Origin of the sequence: Streptomyces wuyuanensis, assembly GCF_900103455.1 — a bacterium.
Lineage (GTDB): Bacteria > Actinomycetota > Actinomycetes > Streptomycetales > Streptomycetaceae > Streptomyces > Streptomyces wuyuanensis.
The window spans coordinates 155,280-174,006 of the sequence record NZ_FNHI01000004.1 but is presented as its reverse complement, the minus strand read 5'-3'; the positions used below and the strand labels follow the sequence as shown (position 1 = coordinate 174,006).

Below are 18,727 nucleotides of genomic sequence, written 5' to 3'. Positions count from 1 at the left end.
CTCGAAGGGGTACCGATGGCCGAACCCGTCGATCCCGCACAACCGCCGCACCCCGCGGACGTCGCGGATCTCGTCGTCGAAGGGTGCACGGTCCTGGCCCACGACCCGGACGGCACGATCCGGTTCCTGGAGGACCACACCGTGGTCGTCCGCGACGGGGCCGTCGCCGACGTCACCCCGGCTGCCCGCGCATCGGACCTGCCCGCCCGCGAACGCATCGACGCCCGAGGGCAGCTGGCGATGCCCGGACTCATCAACTGCCACACCCACACGCCCATGACGGCCCTGCGCGGAATCGCCGAGGACATGCCCGTCGAGGAGTGGTTCAACGACTGGATCTGGCCCATCGAGAGCAACCTGACCGAGGAGGTGGTCGAACTCGGAGCGCTGCTCGCCTGCGCCGAGATGATCCGCGGCGGCGTCACCGCCTTCGCCGACCACTACTTCGCCATGGACCGGGTCGCCGACGCCGTCGTCCGCAGCGGGCTCAGGGCCGCGCTCGGCTGGACCTATTTCTCCGGCCAGGGCTCCGAAGGACGCGAGCGCTCCCTCGACTTCGCCCTGCGGCGGGCGGGTGACGCGGACGGCCGGATCACCACCATGCTGGCGCCGCACGCCCCGTACACGGTCGAGGACGCCGACCTGGCGGCCACGGCGGAACTGGCCCGAGAGCACGGACTGCCCGTCCACATCCACGCCGCCGAGAACAGGGCCCAGACCGACGGCAGCCTGGAACGGCACGGCCGTACGCCCGTCGAGACACTCCACCGGACCGGGCTGCTCGATGTGGACCTCCTCGTCGCGCACGGCACCGGCCTCGTGGGGAGCGATTTCGAGGTGCTCGGGCGGGCGACCGGCCGGATCGGGTTCGCGACGGCGCCCAAGGGCCATCTCAAGTTCGGCTGGGACACGACACCGATCAGGGCGCTGCGCTCCCTCGGCATCCCCGTCGGCCTCGCCACGGACGGAGCGGCGTCCAACAACACCCTCGACGTGTGGGAGAGCATGACGCTCACCGCGCTCGTGCAGAAGTCCGCGGAGAAGGACCCGCGGTGGCTGACCGCGCGCCAGGCACTCGACCACGCGACCGTCCAGAGCGCACAGGTGACCGGGCTCGGCGAACGGGCGGGCGCCCTGACACCGGGCCGTCGCGCCGACCTGATCCTGGTGGACCTCACCGGACCGCACGTCCGGCCGCTCCACGACGTCGCCGCGGCGCTGGTCTTCAGCGCGCGCTCCGCGGACGTGCTGACCACGATCGTCGACGGCCGGGTCCTGATGCGGGACCGCCGGCTGCTGACGCTCGACGTCGACGCCGTCGCGACCGAACTCGCGCAGAGGCTCCCCAAACTGACCGACCGCGCACACGGGCGCCGTATCCAGGACTACGACGTCGGGCGCTGAGCACGCGGACGCCGCTGAACAGTTCCGTCCCCGTCCACTCTTGGGGGTGAAACGATTCGCGGCCATAACCCGATCGGCTTCATGGCGTTATTTTCGGTGCGGGTGAGCACCCGTGTTCATCCACCGGAAGGCAGGAATCCATGAGGCAGATTCGCCGAACAGGTCTGGTCGCAGCGATGGTGACGGGCGGCGCGCTGGCCGCGGCCGGGGCCGCTCACGCCGACTCGGGCGCGCAGGGGAGCGCGGCCGGATCACAGGGCCTGCTGTCCGGCAACACGGTGCAGATCCCGGTCCATGTACCGGTGAACGTGTGCGGCAACACCGTGAACGTGGTCGGTCTGCTGAACCCGGCGGTCGGCAACAGCTGCGAGAACGAAGGAAACGGCACCGGAGGCGGGACCGGCTCCGGCGGAGCGGTCGCCGAGACGAGCACGGAGGACTCCCCGGGCGTCCTCTCCGGGAACGCGGTGCAGCTGCCCGTCGACGTCCCGGTGAACGTCACCGGCAACTCCGTGAACGTCGTCGGCGTCGGCAACGCGTCGGTCGGCAACTCCTCCTCGAACACGTCCAACCCGCCGGCCCGGCCCCGTCCGGTGACCCCGCCGAAGACGGTCACGCCGTCGGAGGTCCTTCCCGCCTCGCGCGGCCTGGAGCCCCAGCAGGGCCCGGTCCGGCTGGCCGAGACCGGCACGCCGTCCTCGCTCGGCCTCACCCTCCCGGCCGGCGCCGCCCTGGTCCTGGGCGGTGCGTTGCTGTACCGCAGGGCGCGCGCCGCGGCGTAGACGCGCGCGCGTCCGGGCCACGGGGCCGCGTCCCGTGCCCGCCCTCCGGCCCGAGCCCCGCGGTCGGGGACCGCGCCACCGTGCCGGCGTGCGTCGCGGAAGCGCTCCGCACCGTACCGCCGCGTCCCATGGGCATCGTCCGGGACGGCGGATCCCGTCACGGCGGCGTCGTCCGCCAGGCCGTGAGTGTCGCCTCGATGGCCGGGGCGACACGTCGTCGCGCCTCGTGGCGGGGGACGCCCCGCATCAGCAACGCGTCGTACCCCGTGTCCAGATGACGCACCGAAGCCCGTACCGCCGCCGTGACCGCGCCCTCGTCCAGGGCGCGGCCGGCCGCGGTGCGGCCCACGCGCCCGCTGCCCCGCACGGAGGTGTGCGCCGCCACGTCCAGCGCGCGGTCGAGCGGGCAGGACGGGAAGAGCCGCAGGATCTCCGCGGTCAGCCGGGCCGTGAAGCGGACGTCCTCCGCCGCCCGCCGGGCCGCGTCCCGCTCCCGCCGGCGAGCCCGCGCCTCCGCATCGGCGAGACACGCCGCCTCCGCACCCGCCAGTGCCCTCTCCTCCACCAGCAGGCCCTGCCGTTCGTACCGGGTGCGCTGTCTGTTGTGCCGTACGACGACGGCCCACAGGGAACTCGCCTCGCGCGCCCGCCGGGTCAGCGCGGCGTTGCCGCGCGGCAGGAACACCAGATGGCCGAGGTCGGCGCAGTCCAGACAACGCGGTGCGTTGAACTCCAGCACCAGGCGTTCCAGCGGCCCCCGCCGGCACTCCGCGCAGTGCCGCCGCTTCAGCGGCTCGACGACGACGAGCGGATCCACCCGACGCATCGCCCCCTTCCCGCGGAACGGCTCACGGACGGCGGACGGCACCTGACGGCTGCGCCCGTCCAATAATCGTTCGAGAAAAGGACATTGGGCTTGGTAACTTCCCGGACGTGGCGAAACTCAATCAGATCATCGCAGTGGAGAAGGGCGTCAAGTCCAGGGCGCACCAGGACCTGACGACGGCTCATCACGGCCTCCAGAAGCCGGCCCTGCTCGCCGGGATCGCCCGTACCTACCAGCCCAAGGACGAGGAGGGCGAACAGCTTCCGCCCGAGTCGACGCTGGTGCAGGTCAAGGCCGAGGACGTGCTGCGCGACACCGCGAAGACGCTGACCCGGCTGTTCGACGTGACCGCCACCAAGGACTGGGCGAACTGCGCGGCCCGCGCGGACGTCACCGTCGACGGACGGGTGCTGGTCGCCGACGTGCCCGTCGCGTACCTCCTTTTCCTGGAGAAGCAGCTCACGGACATCAACACCTTCGTGCGTAAGCTCCCGGTGCTGGACGCCGCCGAGTCCTGGACCCAGGACCCCTCCACCGACTCGTGGAAGACCGAGCCGGTGAAGACGGTCCGTACGAAGAAGGTGCCCCGCAACCACGTGAAGGCGGAGGCGACCGAGAAGCACCCCGCGCAGGTCGAGGTGTACTACGAGGACATCCCGGTCGGGTACTGGACCACCGTGAAGTTCTCCGGTGCCCTTCCCGCCCGCCGGGTCAACGAGCTGCTGGACCGGGTGGAGAAGCTCCAGCAGGCGGTGAAGTTCGCCCGCGAGGAGGCGAACGGCGCCGAGGTCACCGACCAGCGGGTCGGCGACGCGGTGTTCGGCTACCTCTTCGGGTAGCCCCCATGGACTCCCCGGCCACCACGCACCACGGCCGGGGTGCGCGAGGAGCGCAAAGCTGAAGCTGAAGCTTGTCGTGAACCGCGCGACCGGCAGGAGACCGGTCGCGATGAATCTCAGACTCTCGCTCCAGACTCAGCATTCGCCGCTCATCGCCGGATCGACCGGGCCCGGGCCCTGGTGCGTCGAAATGCCGGTTCAAGTCCGGCCCGCGGAGCTCGGTCCGCGGTGGTCCAAAGGAAGGACGCGGCGCAATGACGACTGACCCGGGTTCTCAAGCGTGCCGGCGTGTGAATGTGAGCGGCACCAACAGGGCCCGGAGGCCGGCTACGCCTCCGGGTCCGCTCCCGTCTCCCGCCCGCGCCCGTGATCGCCCGGTTCACCTGCGCGCCCCGCCGTCGCCGACGTGACGCCACGGCCTCGGACCGCGTCTGACAGACACGGCCTACTGGCGGTACCCGCTCAGGAAGCGCCCGATCCGGCTGATCGCGGCGTCCAGGTCGTCCGCGTGCGGAAGGGTCAGGATGCGGAAGTGGTCCGGGCGCGGCCAGCTGAAGCCCGTGCCCTGAACCACCTGGATCTTCTCCCGCAGCAGCAGGTCCAGGACGAACTTCTCGTCGTCGTGGATGGGGTGCACCTCGGGGTCGAGGCGCGGGAAGGCGTACAGCGCCCCCTTGGGCTTCACGCACGACACGCCGGGGATCTCGTTCAGCCGCTCCCACGCCCGGTCGCGCTGCTCGCGCAGCCGCCCGCCCGGTGCGGTGAGTTCACGGATCGACTGGCGGCCGCCGAGCGCGGCCTGAATGGCGTACTGCGCGGGCGCGTTGGGGCACAGCCGCATCGACGCGAGCATGGTGAGCCCCTCCAGATAGCTGCGCGCGTGCTGCTTGGGGCCGGTGACGACCAGCCAGCCGGAGCGGAAGCCCGCGACCCGGTACGTCTTGGACAGCCCGCTGAACGTGAGGACGACGAGGTCCGGAGCGAGGGCGGCCGCGGTGTGGTGGACTGCGTCGTCGTAGACGATCTGGTCGTAGATCTCGTCGGCGAAGACCATCAGCTGGTGGCGGCGCGCCAGGTCCAGGATCCCCTCGACGATCTCGCGCGGATACACCGCTCCGGTCGGGTTGTTGGGGTTGATGATCACGACGGCCCTGGTCCGGTCGGTGATCTTCGATGCCATGTCGTCCAGGTCGGGGTACCAGTCCGCCGACTCGTCGCAGAGATAGTGGACGGGCTTTCCGCCGGAGAGGGTCGTGACGGCGGTCCACAGCGGGAAGTCGGGTGCGGGAACGAGCACTTCGTCGCCGTCCTCCAGCAGCGCCTGCACCGCCATGGACACGAGTTCGGACACGCCGTTGCCGAGGAACACGTCGTCGACGGAGACGTCCGTCAGCCCGAGGCCCTCGTAGCGCTGGGCAACGGCACGCCGGGCGGAGAGGATCCCGCGGGAGTCCGTGTAGCCGTGGGCCTTCGGCAGCATCCGGATCATGTCCTGGACGATCTCCTCCGGCGCCTCGAAGCCGAAGAGCGCGGGGTTGCCGGTATTGAGCCGCAGCACGCTGTGGCCCGCCTCCTCCAGCGCGTTGGCGTGCTCGATCACCGGGCCGCGGATCTCGTAGCAGACCTCGCTGAGCTTGCTCGACTGCCGGAACTCCATGCGGAGGCCTCCCCAGGACTGGCGCGACGTTGGTACTCGATGTCACTTGGTTTTACCAAGTGACAGCTTGGAAAGTCCAACAACAGGTCTAGACTGACCCGCATGCCCCGTCCTCCGCGCCGCCGAAGCTACGACCAGTACTGCGCCGTCGCCCGTGCCCTCGACTCCGTCGGCGACCGCTGGACGCTGCTGATCGTGCGGGAACTGCTGGCGGGCCCCCGCCGGTACACGGACCTCCACGCCGATCTGCCGGGCGTCAGCACGGATGTGCTCGCCTCCCGGCTCAAGGACATGGAGCGCGACGGGCTGGCGGCCCGGCGCCGGCTGCCCGCCCCGGTCTCCGCGTACGTGTACGAACTCACGGAGCGTGGAGCGGCGTTGCTCCCCCTGGTCGGAGCCCTTGCCGAATGGGGCGCGCCCGCCCTCGACGGGCCCCGGCCGACGGACGCGGTCCGGGCCCACTGGTTCGCCGTCCCGCTGCTGCACCGCCTGGAGACGGTGGGTGTGACGGACACGGTCGAAGTCCGCCTTCCGGAGGGCGAGTTCCATCTGCGCCTCGCGCCGGACGGGTCCGGGCCCTCCGGTTACGGAGACGGCCCGGCGCCCGCGGGGAGCCCGGTCACCCGGCTGGAGCTCGACGGCGCAACCTGTCTCGCCGTCAGCCGGGGGGACCTCGGCATCGAGGAGGGCGTACGGGACGGCCGGATCGGTGTCTCCGGCACCGGGGCCCTGGCGGTCGCGTTGGCGAGCCCACGGGCGCCGGGGCCCCGGGGCCCCGGCGCACTCGTCGACGCGTCCTGCGGCCCGTCGCGGGGCGGAGGGGATCCGGGGAACGGCCGGGCGCGATGATGGACCGGTGCGACTGGAACCGATCACCTGGGAACGGCTGACCGAGGCCGTCGCCGACCGGATCACGGAGATCCGGGCCGACGACGGAAGCCCCTGGCTGCGCATCGCCGTCGACGGCGCCCCCGCCGCCGGCACGGCGAGCGCGGCCGGGTCCCTCGCCGAGGCGCTGCGGCTGCGCGGGCGCTCGGTGCAGTTGGTGGGCACGAGCGGGTTCCTGCGGCCGGCGTCGCTGCGGTTCGAGCACGGACGCGAGGACCCCGACAGCTACTACGACGGCTGGTTCGACACCGGGGCGCTCTGGCGCGAGGTGTTCGGGCCACTGGAGCCGGGCGGTTCGGGGCGGGTGCTTCCGGACCTCTGGGACCCGGCCGCCGACCGCGCGACGCGCAGCCCGCACGCCGAACTGCCGCCCGGCGGCGTGCTGGTGGTCCACGGCCCGCTGCTCCTCGGGCACTGGTTCCCCTTCGACCTGACCGTCCATCTGCGCCTCTCGTCCGGCGCACTGCGCCGCCGCACCGACGCCGGCGAGCAGTGGACGCTCCCCGCCTTCGAGCGGTACGAGCGCGAGGTCTCGCCGTCCGAATCCGCCGACGTGGTGGTCCGCGCCGACGATCCGCGCCACCCCGCGTGGAGCGCGCCGTGGGGGCGCCGCGACGAGAACGGTGGGGCCCGGTAGGGCACGTGGCGGCCGGAGGCCTGCGCGTGGCGCGGGGAGGGTTCGGGTGTCGGCGCGGTGCGGCGGGCGCCGCACGTGCCCGGCGCGGCCTTCGCGGTCCGTCCGGGTTCGGCCGTGTCGAAGGCCCGGTGGGTGCGCACAGGTTCTCCCCGAGCTCCCGGGGGTACGGGCCGGGCCGGCCGTCCCACGGGGCGCGAGCAGGTACGCCAGGGGCTCGGCCGTGCTCAGGGGCCCCGCGGAGCACGTGCCGGCCGGCGCCGTCCCGGTGTCCCGGAGCGGACCCGGGACTCCGGGCTTCCCGTAAACCCCAGCGGGCGCACGACGACAGCAACGGCACCTCGCTGCGATGGCGGATCGCCCTATTGCACCCGGTATGAGGGCGGCCCTCCGCCTCGCGCGGCACCGCATCCGACGCCGCGCGCTGATCCACCGGTGATGACGGGACGGCCCTTACGGCCGCGTTCCCCCGCTCCCGGTCGGGCGGCCCCCGCACACGGAGACCGCGCGGGCTCCCGCACGGCATCCCGCCGATGCCGCGGCGGCCGGGGACGCGCCGGCGAGCAGGGCGGCCAGGAACGCGCCCGTGAAGGCGTCGCCCGCGCCCGTGGAGTCGATCGCCGTCGCCGGGACGGGGGCGATCCGGGCCGTCACCGCGCCCGACTCCGCGACCAGCGCGCCGCCCGCGCCGAGCGTGACGACGGCCAGCGGGACATGGCGGCTCAGCTTGGCCGCGGCGTCGGCGGTGTCGGGGAGCCCGGTCAGGAGCCGGGCCTCGTCCGCGTTCGGGAGCAGCACCGCGGCGCCCGCCGTCGCCGCGAGGAAACGGTCCACGCCCAGAGCGGCGATGAACCCGGCCGACGCCGGGTCGACGCTCACCGGAACGCCCCGGTCGAGCGCGTCCGCGAGCGCCAGCCCGGCCAGCTCACGGCTGGGCTCGGAGAAGAGGAGGTACCCGGAGAGATGGAGCCGGGAAACCCCGTCGAGCAGCCCCGGCGACCAGTCGGCGGGGCACAGCCGCAGGGCCGCTCCGCTGTCGGTCAGGAACGTTCGCTCGGCCCCCGCGTCGACCAGTGCGACGACCGTGGCCGTCGGCGCCTCCTCGTCCCGGACCAGCAACGGGCGTACTCCGGCTTCCCGCAGCAGTGCGCCGTGCCAGTCCGCGGTTCCGGCGCCGACCCGGCCGAGCAGGCGTACATCGGCACAACCCGAAAACGCCGCCCAGCAGGCGGCATTGGCTCCCGCTCCGCCCGGCAGCGTCCGTATCTCCGCCGGAGTGTCCGTCCCGTGCGCGAGTGCCTCGGCGTGCCGGGCCACCACGTCCGTGGCCACGTCGCCGACGACCAGCAGCGCCCCGGCCGCATCCGGTCCCGCCGCCTCCTCGCGCCCCGCGGGTGCCCTCACAGCGCCGCCGCGATCCGTGCCGCCAGCCGTACGTTGCCGCGTACCGCCGCCAGATTCGCCTCCAGGGACGCGCCGCCCGTGCGTTTCATCAGGAAGTCCAGCAGGAAGGGAGTGACCGCCTGGCCGCCGATGCCCCGCTCCCGGCACTCGTCCAGGGCCTCCGCGAGCACGCGGTCGTGCAGGTCGGGGTTCAGCTGCTCGTCCTCCGCGACCGGCCGGCCCACGATCAGCGCCGTCTCCGGCCCGCCGAGCGCGTCCTGTGCCCGCATCACGTCCGCCACCTCCTCGGGCGTGCGGACCGTCCAGTCGACCGGCAGTCCGGAGGAGGACAGATAGAACCCGGGGAAGTGGCCGGTGCCGTAACCGAGGACAGCGACCCCGAGGGTCTCCAGCCGCTGAAGCGTCGCCGGGACGTCGAGGATCGACTTGACCCCCGCGCAGACGACGGTGATCCCGGTCCTGGCGAGCAGCCGCAGATCCGCAGACTCGTCCTGGGTGACCGTCCACTCCCGGTGGACCCCGCCGAGCCCGCCGGTCGCGAAGACCCGGATCCCGGCGCGTGCCGCGAGGAACGCCGTGGCGGACACGGTGGTCGCCCCGCTGGCCCCGGCGGCGAGGGCGGGCGCGAGGTCACGATGTCCGAACTTGCGCATCCCGGGGTCCGTCGCGATGCGCTCCAACCCGGCCTTGTCCAGGCCGACATGGGGCCGTCCGTCCAGTACGGCGATGGTCGCCGGCACCGCGCCGGCACCTCTGACCAGCGTCTCCAACTCCTCCGCGACGGCCAGATTGCGCGGTCGCGGCAGTCCGTGGGCGATGATCGTGGACTCCAGGGCGACAACGGGCCGGCGCGCGTCGAGCGCCTCCCGCACCTCTTCGGACAGCATCAGCGTGGTCTCGGGCATGTCCACATCCCTGGCACGGCAGCGTTGTGCCCAAACGTTTCGCCAGTCGATGCTGCGCGGTCCCCGCCGCATCAGGGATCCCGGCCCGCCACACCGACGCCGCTGATCCCTCCTGCCCCACCCCCACCGGAGGCACCGTCGCCCGAGGGGCCCTGGCCGGCCACCGCCACCCGGTCGACGACCCGCCGGCCACCCGCGCGGGCCCCGGAGCCGCGGTGCGGAACACGGGCGCTCGGGTTCCGCGGGCCCGAGCCGTGCTCCGTGCCGCCGGCCGTCAGCCGCAGTTCCGCGGCTTCGGCAGCTGAGGCAGCCGGTCCGCACGCACGACCTGGATCACCGACCGCGCGCCCGGCCCCTTCGTCAGGTCCTTGTTGTACGCGACGGCCAGCGCGCCCGCTCTGGCCTGGGCGTAGCCGTACTGCGGTGTGATCCGGGTGTACGCCGAGGTCCGCAGGTCCAGGGCGTAGGCGGCCTCCGGCGTGCGCCATGTGATCAGTTCCCCGCTGATCCGCAGCTGGTCGAGCCCTTCGGCCGCGGGGGCACCGGAGAGCCGCGCCACCGGTGACGACTGCCCCTGCCGCCAGACCACCAGCCGCGGCTCACCCGCGTCCTGCTCGTCCTCGATCCACGCCCAGGTGGTGCCGTCGGACGCCGGAGACCGCAGATCGCGCAGCGAGGCGAGGGGGCCGGGCAGCCCGGCCGGGCGCAGGGTGGCGAAGGACAGCGCGGACAGCCTCGTCGACCGGCCGTCCGCACTCGCCTCCCGCCAGGCCAGCAGCCCGCCCGCGGCGAACGGGGCGTCGATCACGCCGGAGTGCAGGGCGCGCGGCGCCGGTGCGCGGTCCCCGGAGCCCGGCGGGCGGATCGGGCTGGTGTAGATCGTGGCCCGGCCCTTGCCCGTGCCCTGCGCCCAGAAGACCGAACCGTCCCGCACGACGGGCTGGGGGAGCGGGCCCGGGAGGGTGGACCGTGCCAGCCTGCGCATCCCGCCCTCGGCGTCCTGCACGTACAGCGACCACGGGCTGTCGAGCGTGCGCCCCTCCAGCACCGCGAACGCGGTCCACCGCCCGTCCGCGGACACGTCGGCCGCCAGGAGCTGGTGCTCGACGGGATCGGTGAACGTCAGCAGCGTGCGCGGTGCCTCGGAGTCCTCGACCAGGGCCGCCCGGCGGCTCCGCCCGTCGGAGAGCTGGACCACGGTCCACCGGGCCCGCGGACCGACCTCGGTGAGGACCGCGCGCTGGCCCGTAGGAGCGCGGAACTCCCCGGCCGCGAGCGCGGACCGCCAGCTCTCGGGCAGGGGTGCCTCGCAGGCCGCCCGGACGACCGTGGCGTTCGGCGCTCCCGTCCGAGCGGGGCCGGACGGGAGCGCGTTGGCCGATCCCGACGAGGACGGCGTGGCTCCCGAGGACGCGGATGCGGAGGGGACCGGGGCGGCGGTGGGATCCGTCGGGCCGGACCTGTGGGCCGGTGAACAGCCGAGCCCGGCCAGTACGAGCAGGGCCGAGCCCAGCAGCGCCGGGACGGACGGCGTCCCCGCCCGGGCCCGCCGTCCGTCCTCTCCCGCCGGCCGGTGCGGCGAGGCCCCGCCCGCCGGACGGGGCCCGCCGTTCCGGGGTTCCCGTCCGGAGCTACCAGACGTAGCCACGGCCGCCCATGATCGTCGTGATGGAGTCCGCGGAGATCTTGGCGGACTTGGGGACGCCGCCGGCCCACGAGATCACGCTGGTGCTCACCCCGCCGACCGGGTCCAGATAGCGGACCTGCTGCGCGTCCGTGTCGCTGTTGTAGCCGTCGATGGCGACCCAGTGGAAGATCTCGATGTTCGGGTGGCCGGCCAGGTGCGGACCGCCCGGAACCTCCCAGGCGTTGCCGGCGATCGCGTAGTCGTAGTCGGTGTTGTGGACGATGTGCTCCCGGAAGTCCGCCACGTCGGCCGAGGTCGGGCTGTACGGCAGCGACCTGGGCACGTAGTTGGCGCCGGGGAGGCGGTGGTTGAGGGCGTCGACCATCGGATAGCCGGTCGGCTCCGGTACGTCGATGCCGACTCCGTACCAGGCCGTGCCGCTGGAGTCGGTCTCCAGGAGGTTCGCCGCGCTCTGCTGGGAGCGCCCGCCGACCTCGTCGTGCGCGGACTGCGTGATGACCAGGGCTGCCGGGCCGCACCAGTACGAGGTCTGCTGGGACTGGTGCAGCCCGCCCGAGACGACGTAACCGGCGCGCTTCGCGCGGGCGGCGGGGCGCTGGAACCATGCGGAGGCCTCCGCCTCCTTCCGGGCGGTGACCCGCCGCTGCTCGGCGGTGAGCCGCTGGGGTCCCAGGGTGTCGAGGGCCTGTTTGTAGAAGGCGCCGGGCGCCCGCCGGGACCCGGAACCGGGCAGCGGGCCGGGGAACGGATCGGTGTCGTGCCCCACCGCGGGGCGGGTTCCGGCCGGCCCCGCGGCGGCGGCCGGTCCGGTCGCCGTGAGGGCGGAGAGGAGGCACGCGGCCGTCATGAGGGCGAGACAACGCCCTGTGCGCACTGCTGACATCGGTGGTCGCTCCTGTACGAGGTGGAACTCGGGCAAGCGCTGCCGTGGGTGTCGCACGCCTTTGCGCGTGGGCAGCTGGGGGCGTACCACGACGGTGCCCCCTGCCCCTGTGCCGCCCGGGGCGGCTCGCCGGGTGCCGCGGATCTTTCGCCCGCTAAGGTGAGCCGCCATGACGACCTTTGATCACTCAGTTGCCGGGCCTTCTTCTCCTTCGTTCGTCGTGCACATCCCGGACGCGGAGCTGGTGCCCGAGCCCCTCGACCCGGCGCAGATCGTCTCGGGGGACCCGGTGGTGACGGGCAAGGTGCTGTGGGAGTCCGAGGACGGGAAGCAGGTGCGCGGCCTCTGGCAGATCACCCCCGGCGTGGTCACCGACACGGAGGCCGACGAGCTGTTCGTCGTCGTGAGCGGGCGCGCCACGGTCGAGGTCGAGGGCGGCGCCACGCTGGAGATCGGGCCGGGCGACGCCTGCGTGCTGCGGGAGGGCGACCGTACGACGTGGACGGTGCACGAGACGCTGCGCAAGGCGTACCACATCAGCCGGTGACGCGTCGGCCGTCCGTCGGTCAGTCCTCGGCCGCCGCGCCGCCCCGGGTGAGGGCGCGGCGGACGGCGAGCGCCGCGAGCGGCAGCAGCAGACACGCTCCGACGAGGTTGAGCACGCCGTAGCCTCCCTGCGCCACGATCAGCCCGGCCATCACACCGCCGATGCCCGCCGCCGCGTTCATGGTCAGGTCGGACAGGCCCTGGACCGCGGCCCGGGCGGGTCCCGGCACGGAGTCGGTGAGGAGCGCCGAGCCGGAGACCAGGCCCGCGGACCAGCCGAGGCCGAGCAGGAACAGCCCCGCCGCGGTACGGCCGTGGCTCGCCCCCGCCGTACCGGCGAGCAACGCGGCGCACGACAGCAGCCCCACGGCGAGGCCGATCACCGAGAGCCGGCCGAAGCGGTCGGACAGCACGCCCATCACCGGGGAGAAGGCGTACATGCCGGCGATGTGGCCGCTGATGACCAGGCCGATCAGCTCGATTCCGGCGCCGTGGTGGCTCAGCGCGAGCGGGGTCATCGACATGATCGACACCATCGCGGTGTGCGACGCCGCGACCGTGACGAGCGCCAGCCTGGCCCCGGCCGACTCCCGTACGGCACGGACACCCGCCCGCAGCGACCGCTTCTCCTTGTCCCCCTCCTCCGACGGCGCGAGAGCCCGGGCCGTGAGCAGCGGATCCGGCCGCAGCAGCACGGCGACGACCACCGCGGCGATCAGGAAGACCCCGGCGGCCCAGACGAAGGGCCCCGCGGCCTCGGGTATCCCGGCGCCGGAGACACTCCGGCCCGCCGGTGCCGCGATGTTCGGTCCGACGACCGCGCCGATCGTGGTCGCCCACACCACCATGGAGATGGCCCGGGCACGTCTCGCCGGCTCGGCGAGGTCCGCGGCGGCGAACCGTGCCTGGAGGTTCGCCGAGGAGGCGGCACCGAAGGCGGCCATGCCCAGCAGAAGGAGCGGGAAGTTCCCGATCACCGACGCCAGCACCACCACACCCGCACCCGCGGACCCGATCACATAGGCCAGTACGAGCCCGGGACGCCGCCCGCGAGCGGTCATCAGCGCGGCGAGGGGCACGGAGAGCAGCGCCGTCCCGGCGACTGTGGCGGTGGGGGCGAGACCCGACAGGGCCTCCGACCCGCTCACCTGCTGGGCCAGTACGGCGGCCAGTGCGATGCCGGTCGCGACACCGAGCCCGCCTAGGATCTGGCTCACGATGAGCACGGGAGTGATCCGGCGGCGCAGGGCGGGCAGATCGACGGAGCCGGCGGTCATGGACACATCGTGCGAGGTACTGGCCACTGCCGCAGTGTGCCAGTGACATCCGCTCGACGGCACCCCGGCCGTCGGTGTTCGGCGCCTGCCGCCGCGGGCGGTCCTGCCGCCGGGGCGGTCAGAAGAGCGGCTGCGGCAGCACCCCCTCCAGCGCCAGCAGCTTCCGCTTGGTCTCGAGACCGCCGCCGAACCCGCCCAGGCCGCCGTCGCTCTCCACCACCCGGTGGCACGGCACCACCAGGGGCAGCGGGTTCGACCCCATCGCCGCGCCCACCGCCTGGGCGGCGCCGGGCCGGCCCACCCGGTCGGCGAGGTCCCCGTACCCCACGACCGACCCGTACGGCACCGTCTCCGCGAGCTCGCGGAGCACCTGGCGGTTGAAGCCGGACGTCAGCGACCAGTCCAGCGGCAGCCCGAACTCCGTGCGCCGCCCCGCGAAGTACTCCGCGAGCCGGCGTATCGGCTCCGCCAGCCGGCCCGAGCCTGTCGCGTCCTCGACGGCCCCGCGGCCCAGTCGGGCAGCGAGCTGCTCCGGGGCCCGCTCGCGCACCGCCCCGCGGGCGTGGAAGACGACGCTCACCAGCCCGTCCTCGGTGGCGGCGAGCAGCAGCGGCCCGATGTCCGAGTCCACGACGGTCCACTCGAAGCTCTTCATGCGGACCACCGTACGGCCGGCCACCGACAGCCGCCCCGGCCTGTGGAAAACCCCGCGCCGGAGACTCCGCGGCGCGGCCGGGGCTCGGGGCGAGCCCGGTCCGGCACACGGAGCCCAGCGGGCGGCGCCCGGTCCGGCGCGGTCGTGCGGGCGATCAACGTTCAACGGGCTCGCGAGCCGATCACTTACGGTCGCAGGATGGACACAAGATGAACGGAACCCTCGCGCTGCGGCTGCCGCTCCACGGTTTCCCCGCGGATAAAACTCCCTCCCGATGTTTGCTTGCCGAGGCGCTCGCCATACGCTCGGCGCGGACGGCCTTCTCGACGGGACGCACGAGGACACCTGGCGACACACGGGGCGAAGGGCATAGCGCGATGCAGGGCACAGTGGACGGTTTCAGCCATGGGCTCGTCACGCCCGCGGCCGCCTACCTCATGGCGTGCCTCGGCGGTGTGCTCGGGCTCCGCTGCACGACCAGGGCGCTGCGGAGCGGGGGCTCCGTACGTCCCGGCTGGCTGGCGCTCGGCGCCGTCTCCATCGGTTCCGGGATCTGGACGATGCACTTCGTGGCGATGACGGGCTTCGCCGTCGACGAGGTGCCGATCGGCTACGACCCCGTGATCACCTTCGCCAGTCTCGGGGTCGCCGTCGTGATGACCGCCATCGGGATCTTCGTCGTGGGCCACCGCGGCGCGAACACGATGGCCCTGGTCACCGGAGGCATGATCACGGGCCTCGGCATCGCGACCATGCACTACCTGGGCATGGCCGGCATGCAGCTCAGGGGGCGACTCGAGTACGACACCCCGACCGTGGCCCTGTCGGTGGTGATCGCCGTCGTGGCGGCGACCGCCGCGCTGTGGGCGGCGGTGTCCGTCCACGGCTTCCTGCCGAGCCTCGGAGCCGGCCTGGTGATGGGCGTGGCGGTGAGCGGCATGCACTACACCGGCATGGCGGCCGTCACCGTCCATGTGCACGGCGCCGCTTCGCCGGCCGGAGGCGGTGACGTATCGGGGATGCTCCTCGCCCCGATGCTGGTCGGCCCTGCGGTGTTCCTGGTCCTGGCTGCGGTGATCGTCATGTCCGACCCGGCGCTCCTCACCGGCGTCCCGGAGGTACGGCACACCCCGGCCACGGGGCGCGCGACCGCCGTGGGCGTGCCCGCGCAGCGGCGGTCCTCCTACGGCGAGCCGGCGAACTGGTCGGCGCCCTCCGGCGAAGCCCGCCGCGGCTTCCAGCGCGCCCGCCGGCCCTGACCGGACGGTCCGGAGAGCGCGCCGGCGGCCCGGACCGGTCCGCTCCGGTGCCGCCCGCCGCGCACGGCGGCGCCCACGCCGGCGCTCCGTCCGTACGCGGCCCGGGCCGGTTGTCAGTGGGGGGTCGTACGGTTGATGGCATGCGGCCCGTTACCGAGATCGAACGCACGATGGCGCCCTTCGAGGTCGTCAGCCCCTACAAGCCCAGCGGTGACCAGCCCGCGGCCATCGCCGAGCTCGACCGGCGGGTCCGTGCGGGCGAGAAGGACGTCGTCCTGCTGGGCGCGACCGGCACCGGCAAGTCGGCCACCACGGCCTGGATGATCGAGAAGCTCCAGCGCCCGACCCTCGTGATGGCGCCCAACAAGACGCTGGCCGCCCAGCTGGCGAACGAGTTCCGCGAGCTGCTGCCGAACAACGCGGTCGAGTACTTCGTCTCGTACTACGACTACTACCAGCCCGAGGCGTACGTCCCGCAGTCGGACACCTACATCGAGAAGGACTCCTCCATCAACGAGGAGGTGGAGCGTCTGCGCCACTCCGCGACGAACTCCCTGCTCACGCGCAGGGACGTCGTCGTGGTCGCCTCCGTCTCGTGCATCTACGGCCTCGGCACCCCGCAGGAGTACGTGGACCGCATGGTCCCGCTCCGGGTCGGCGACGAGATGGACCGCGACCAGCTGCTGCGCCGCTTCGTGGACATCCAGTACTCGCGCAACGACCTCGCGTTCACCCGCGGCACCTTCCGGGTCCGCGGCGACACGATCGAGATCTTCCCGGTGTACGAGGAGCTCGCCGTCCGGATCGAGATGTTCGGTGACGAGATCGAGGCCCTCTCCACGCTCCACCCGATCACGGGCGAGGTCATCAGCGACGACGACGAGCTGTACATCTTCCCGGCCACCCACTACGTCGCCGGTCCGGAGCGCATGGAGAAGGCGATCACCGGAATCGAGCGGGAGCTCGAGGAGCGCCTCGCGGAGCTCGAGAAGCAGGGCAAGCTCCTGGAGGCCCAGCGGTTGCGCATGCGCACCACCTACGACATCGAGATGCTGCGCCAGATCGGCACCTGCTCCGGTGTCGAGAACTACTCCATGCACTTCGACGGCCGCCTTCCGGGCAGCGCGCCCAACACGCTCCTCGACTACTTCCCGGAGGACTTCCTCCTGGTCATCGACGAGTCCCACGTCACGGTCCCGCAGATCGGCGCCATGTACGAGGGGGACGCGTCCCGCAAGCGCACCCTCGTGGAGCACGGCTTCCGGCTGCCGTCCGCGCTCGACAACCGGCCGCTGAAGTGGGAGGAGTTCCAGGAGCGGATCGGGCAGACCGTCTATCTGTCGGCGACCCCGGGCACGTACGAGCTCTCCCGCTCCGACGGCGCCGTCGAGCAGATCATCCGCCCCACCGGCCTGGTCGACCCGGAGGTCGTCGTCAAGCCGACCGAGGGCCAGATCGACGACCTGGTGCACGAGATCCGCACGCGCACCGAGAAGGACGAGCGCGTCCTCGTCACCACGCTCACCAAGAAGATGGCCGAGGACCTGACGGACTACTTCCTGGAGCTGGGCGTCCGCGTCCGCTACCTGCACAGCGACGTCGACACGCTGCGCCGGATCGAGCTGCTGCGCGAACTGCGCGCCGGCGAGTACGACGTCCTGGTCGGCATCAACCTCCTCCGCGAGGGCCTCGACCTCCCCGAGGTGTCGCTGGTGGCGATCCTCGACGCCGACAAGGAGGGCTTCCTGCGCTCCGGCACCTCGCTGATCCAGACCATCGGCCGCGCTGCGCGCAATGTCTCCGGTCAGGTCCACATGTACGCCGACAAGATCACTCCGGCGATGGAGAAGGCGATCGAGGAGACCAACCGACGACGCGCCAAGCAGATCGCGTACAACGAGGCGAACGGCATCGACCCCCAGCCGCTGCGCAAGAAGATCAACGACATCGTCGCCACCATCGCCCGCGAGGAGGTCGACACCGAGCAGCTGCTGGGCACCGGCTACCGGCAGGGCAAGGACGGCAAGGGCGCCAAGGCGCCCGTTCCGTCGCTGGCCGCGCATTCCGTCAAGGGCGCCGACGGCAAGGCCGGCAAGGCGGCGAAGGCGGGCAAGGGCGCGATCACCGGCGACCGGCCGGCCGCCGAACTCGCCGGGATCATCGAGGAGATGACGGACCGGATGCGAGCGGCTGCGGCCGAGCTCCAGTTCGAGGTGGCCGCACGGCTGCGCGACGAGGTCGGCGAACTGAAGAAGGAGCTGCGGCAGATGAAGGAAGCCGGTATCGCCTGAGCCGCGGCCAGTGTCTCAACACCGCCACAAAAACACACCAAGCCTGCTGCGCCGTCGGCGTGACTGCGTAGGGTGCTGACCAACCGCACACACGGACGGTTGCGGGGGAACCATGGAGAGGGGACAGCGCGTGGTGGACGTATCCAAGGGCAATGCGCCCGGGGGTCCCGGCGTCAATCTGACCAAGGGACAGGCCATCAGCCTGGAGAAGAAGGGCGGCGGCACCCTCACCGCGGTGCGGATGGGCCTCGGCTGGCAGGCGGCGCCCCGGCGGGGACTGTTCGGCTCGCGCACCCGGGAGATCGACCTGGACGCCTCGGCGGTGCTTTTCGCCGACAAGCAGCCGGTGGACGTGGTCTTCTTCCGCCACCTCGTGAGCGACGACGGCTCGGTCCGCCACACAGGCGACAACCTGGTCGGCGGCGCCGGTCAGGGCGGCGACGACGAGGCGATCCTCGTGGATCTGCAGCGGGTGCCGGTGCACATCGACCAGATCGTCTTCACGGTCAACTCCTTCACGGGCCAGACCTTCCAGGAAGTGCAGAACGCGTTCTGCCGCATCGTCGACGAGACCAACGGCGAGGAACTCGCCCGCTACACGCTCGACGGCGGCGGCCAGTACACCGCCCAGATCATGGCCAAGGTGCACCGCGCCGGCTCCGGCTGGCAGATGACAGCCCTGGGCAACTCGGCCAACGGGCGCACGTTCCAGGATCTGATGCCGTCGATCCTGCCGCACCTGTAGGCACGCGATCCGCACCACGAGGACACGGCGGTCTGCGCCGTGACCGCGCAGCTCCCGGAGGCGGCAGGCCGCCGGGAGCTGCTC

At 72.7% G+C, this 18,727-nt stretch carries 17 protein-coding genes; 9 read left to right on the top strand and 8 right to left on the bottom strand.

What is annotated here, in order from left to right; all coding sequences use genetic code 11:
- Positions 1-15 precede the first annotated feature (15 nt).
- Together BLT82_RS08040 and BLT82_RS08035 are read left to right on the top strand one after the other, a co-directional pair.
- Positions 16-1,404: an amidohydrolase gene (locus tag BLT82_RS08040; RefSeq protein WP_093653166.1), complete on the top strand. Its 1,389-nt coding sequence runs from the start codon at positions 16-18 to the stop codon at positions 1,402-1,404.
- A 140-nt stretch (positions 1,405-1,544) separates the two neighbouring features.
- Entirely contained in the window at positions 1,545-2,186 is a 642-nt protein-coding gene (locus BLT82_RS08035) for a chaplin (protein ID WP_244291881.1), read from the top strand.
- A 157-nt stretch (positions 2,187-2,343) separates the two neighbouring features.
- On the opposite strand, the gene BLT82_RS08030 is transcribed toward BLT82_RS08035, so the two are convergent.
- Positions 2,344-3,012, bottom strand: coding sequence for a DUF2293 domain-containing protein (locus BLT82_RS08030; protein WP_208867769.1), 669 nt, complete (start codon positions 3,010-3,012; stop codon positions 2,344-2,346).
- Positions 3,013-3,119: 107 nt separating this feature from the next.
- Between BLT82_RS08030 and BLT82_RS08025 the strand changes: the two genes are divergently transcribed.
- Positions 3,120-3,851 carry a DUF7873 family protein gene (locus BLT82_RS08025; protein ID WP_093653164.1) on the top strand — a complete coding sequence of 244 codons (732 nt, stop codon included), beginning with the start codon at positions 3,120-3,122 and terminating at the stop codon, positions 3,849-3,851.
- A gap of 445 nt (positions 3,852-4,296) precedes the next feature.
- Here the strand turns inward: BLT82_RS08025 and BLT82_RS08020 are convergent, their stop codons facing one another.
- Positions 4,297-5,508, bottom strand: a complete 1,212-nt coding sequence (locus BLT82_RS08020; RefSeq protein ID WP_093653163.1) for a pyridoxal phosphate-dependent aminotransferase — start codon at positions 5,506-5,508, stop codon at positions 4,297-4,299.
- A gap of 102 nt (positions 5,509-5,610) precedes the next feature.
- Here BLT82_RS08020 and BLT82_RS08015 point away from each other — a divergent pair, with 102 nt between their 5' ends.
- On the top strand, positions 5,611-6,357 hold the full coding sequence (locus BLT82_RS08015) for a winged helix-turn-helix transcriptional regulator (RefSeq protein WP_093653162.1): 747 nt from the start codon (positions 5,611-5,613) through the stop codon (positions 6,355-6,357).
- Between the two features lie 7 nt (positions 6,358-6,364).
- Entirely contained in the window at positions 6,365-7,033 is a 669-nt protein-coding gene (locus BLT82_RS08010; protein WP_093653161.1) for a nucleoside/nucleotide kinase family protein, read from the top strand.
- A gap of 450 nt (positions 7,034-7,483) precedes the next feature.
- Here BLT82_RS08010 and BLT82_RS08005 read toward each other — a convergent pair whose 3' ends face one another.
- The 4 genes from BLT82_RS08005 to BLT82_RS07990 all read right to left on the bottom strand — a co-directional run bounded on the left by BLT82_RS08005 (position 7,484) and on the right by BLT82_RS07990 (position 11,870).
- Positions 7,484-8,434, bottom strand: coding sequence for a carbohydrate kinase family protein (locus tag BLT82_RS08005; protein ID WP_093653160.1), 951 nt, complete (start codon positions 8,432-8,434; stop codon positions 7,484-7,486).
- On the bottom strand, positions 8,431-9,339 hold the full coding sequence (locus BLT82_RS08000) for a pseudouridine-5'-phosphate glycosidase (protein WP_093653159.1): 909 nt from the start codon (positions 9,337-9,339) through the stop codon (positions 8,431-8,433). Before BLT82_RS08000 ends, BLT82_RS08005 begins: the two co-directional genes overlap by 4 nt.
- 274 nt (positions 9,340-9,613) lie before the next feature.
- On the bottom strand, positions 9,614-10,987 hold the full coding sequence (locus tag BLT82_RS07995) for a hypothetical protein (RefSeq protein WP_244291880.1): 1,374 nt from the start codon (positions 10,985-10,987) through the stop codon (positions 9,614-9,616).
- A complete protein-coding gene (locus tag BLT82_RS07990; RefSeq protein ID WP_244291879.1) occupies positions 10,971-11,870 on the bottom strand; it encodes a C39 family peptidase in 900 nt (299 codons plus the stop codon). Before BLT82_RS07990 ends, BLT82_RS07995 begins: the two co-directional genes overlap by 17 nt.
- Positions 11,871-12,039: 169 nt before the next feature.
- On the opposite strand from BLT82_RS07990, the gene BLT82_RS07985 reads away from it, so the two are divergent.
- A complete protein-coding gene (locus tag BLT82_RS07985) occupies positions 12,040-12,417 on the top strand; it encodes a cupin domain-containing protein (protein WP_093653157.1) in 378 nt (125 codons plus the stop codon).
- Positions 12,418-12,436: 19 nt separating this feature from the next.
- Here BLT82_RS07985 and BLT82_RS07980 read toward each other — a convergent pair whose 3' ends face one another.
- Complete coding sequence (locus tag BLT82_RS07980; protein WP_208867768.1) at positions 12,437-13,693, bottom strand: MFS transporter; 1,257 nt, start codon at positions 13,691-13,693, stop codon at positions 12,437-12,439.
- A 118-nt stretch (positions 13,694-13,811) separates the two neighbouring features.
- Positions 13,812-14,348 (bottom strand): methylated-DNA--[protein]-cysteine S-methyltransferase, encoded by a 537-nt coding sequence (locus BLT82_RS07975; RefSeq protein ID WP_093653155.1) that lies wholly within the window; start codon positions 14,346-14,348, stop codon positions 13,812-13,814.
- Positions 14,349-14,725: 377 nt separating this feature from the next.
- On the opposite strand from BLT82_RS07975, the gene BLT82_RS07970 reads away from it, so the two are divergent.
- From BLT82_RS07970 to BLT82_RS07960, 3 genes are all read left to right on the top strand, one after another.
- Entirely contained in the window at positions 14,726-15,607 is an 882-nt protein-coding gene (locus BLT82_RS07970; RefSeq protein ID WP_093653154.1) for an MHYT domain-containing protein, read from the top strand.
- Positions 15,608-15,747: 140 nt separating this feature from the next.
- Entirely contained in the window at positions 15,748-17,898 is a 2,151-nt protein-coding gene (gene uvrB, locus BLT82_RS07965; RefSeq protein ID WP_093653153.1) for an excinuclease ABC subunit UvrB, read from the top strand.
- 178 nt (positions 17,899-18,076) lie between these two features.
- Positions 18,077-18,643 carry a TerD family protein gene (locus BLT82_RS07960; protein ID WP_244291890.1) on the top strand — a complete coding sequence of 189 codons (567 nt, stop codon included), beginning with the start codon at positions 18,077-18,079 and terminating at the stop codon, positions 18,641-18,643.
- Positions 18,644-18,727 lie beyond the last annotated feature (84 nt).

Coding starts and splice junctions, on each gene's coding strand:
- BLT82_RS08040 (WP_093653166.1), top strand. CDS start 16: ATGGCCGAACCCGTCGATCCCGCACAACCGCCGCACCCCGCGGACGTC.
- BLT82_RS08035 (WP_244291881.1), top strand. CDS start 1,545: ATGAGGCAGATTCGCCGAACAGGTCTGGTCGCAGCGATGGTGACGGGC.
- BLT82_RS08030 (WP_208867769.1), bottom strand. CDS start 3,012: ATGCGTCGGGTGGATCCGCTCGTCGTCGTCGAGCCGCTGAAGCGGCGG.
- BLT82_RS08020 (WP_093653163.1), bottom strand. CDS start 5,508: ATGGAGTTCCGGCAGTCGAGCAAGCTCAGCGAGGTCTGCTACGAGATC.
- BLT82_RS08015 (WP_093653162.1), top strand. CDS start 5,611: ATGCCCCGTCCTCCGCGCCGCCGAAGCTACGACCAGTACTGCGCCGTC.
- BLT82_RS08000 (WP_093653159.1), bottom strand. CDS start 9,339: ATGCCCGAGACCACGCTGATGCTGTCCGAAGAGGTGCGGGAGGCGCTC.
- BLT82_RS07990 (WP_244291879.1), bottom strand. CDS start 11,870: ATGTCAGCAGTGCGCACAGGGCGTTGTCTCGCCCTCATGACGGCCGCG.
- BLT82_RS07985 (WP_093653157.1), top strand. CDS start 12,040: ATGACGACCTTTGATCACTCAGTTGCCGGGCCTTCTTCTCCTTCGTTC.
- BLT82_RS07980 (WP_208867768.1), bottom strand. CDS start 13,693: ATGACCGCCGGCTCCGTCGATCTGCCCGCCCTGCGCCGCCGGATCACT.
- BLT82_RS07975 (WP_093653155.1), bottom strand. CDS start 14,348: ATGAAGAGCTTCGAGTGGACCGTCGTGGACTCGGACATCGGGCCGCTG.
- BLT82_RS07970 (WP_093653154.1), top strand. CDS start 14,726: ATGCAGGGCACAGTGGACGGTTTCAGCCATGGGCTCGTCACGCCCGCG.
- uvrB (WP_093653153.1), top strand. CDS start 15,748: ATGCGGCCCGTTACCGAGATCGAACGCACGATGGCGCCCTTCGAGGTC.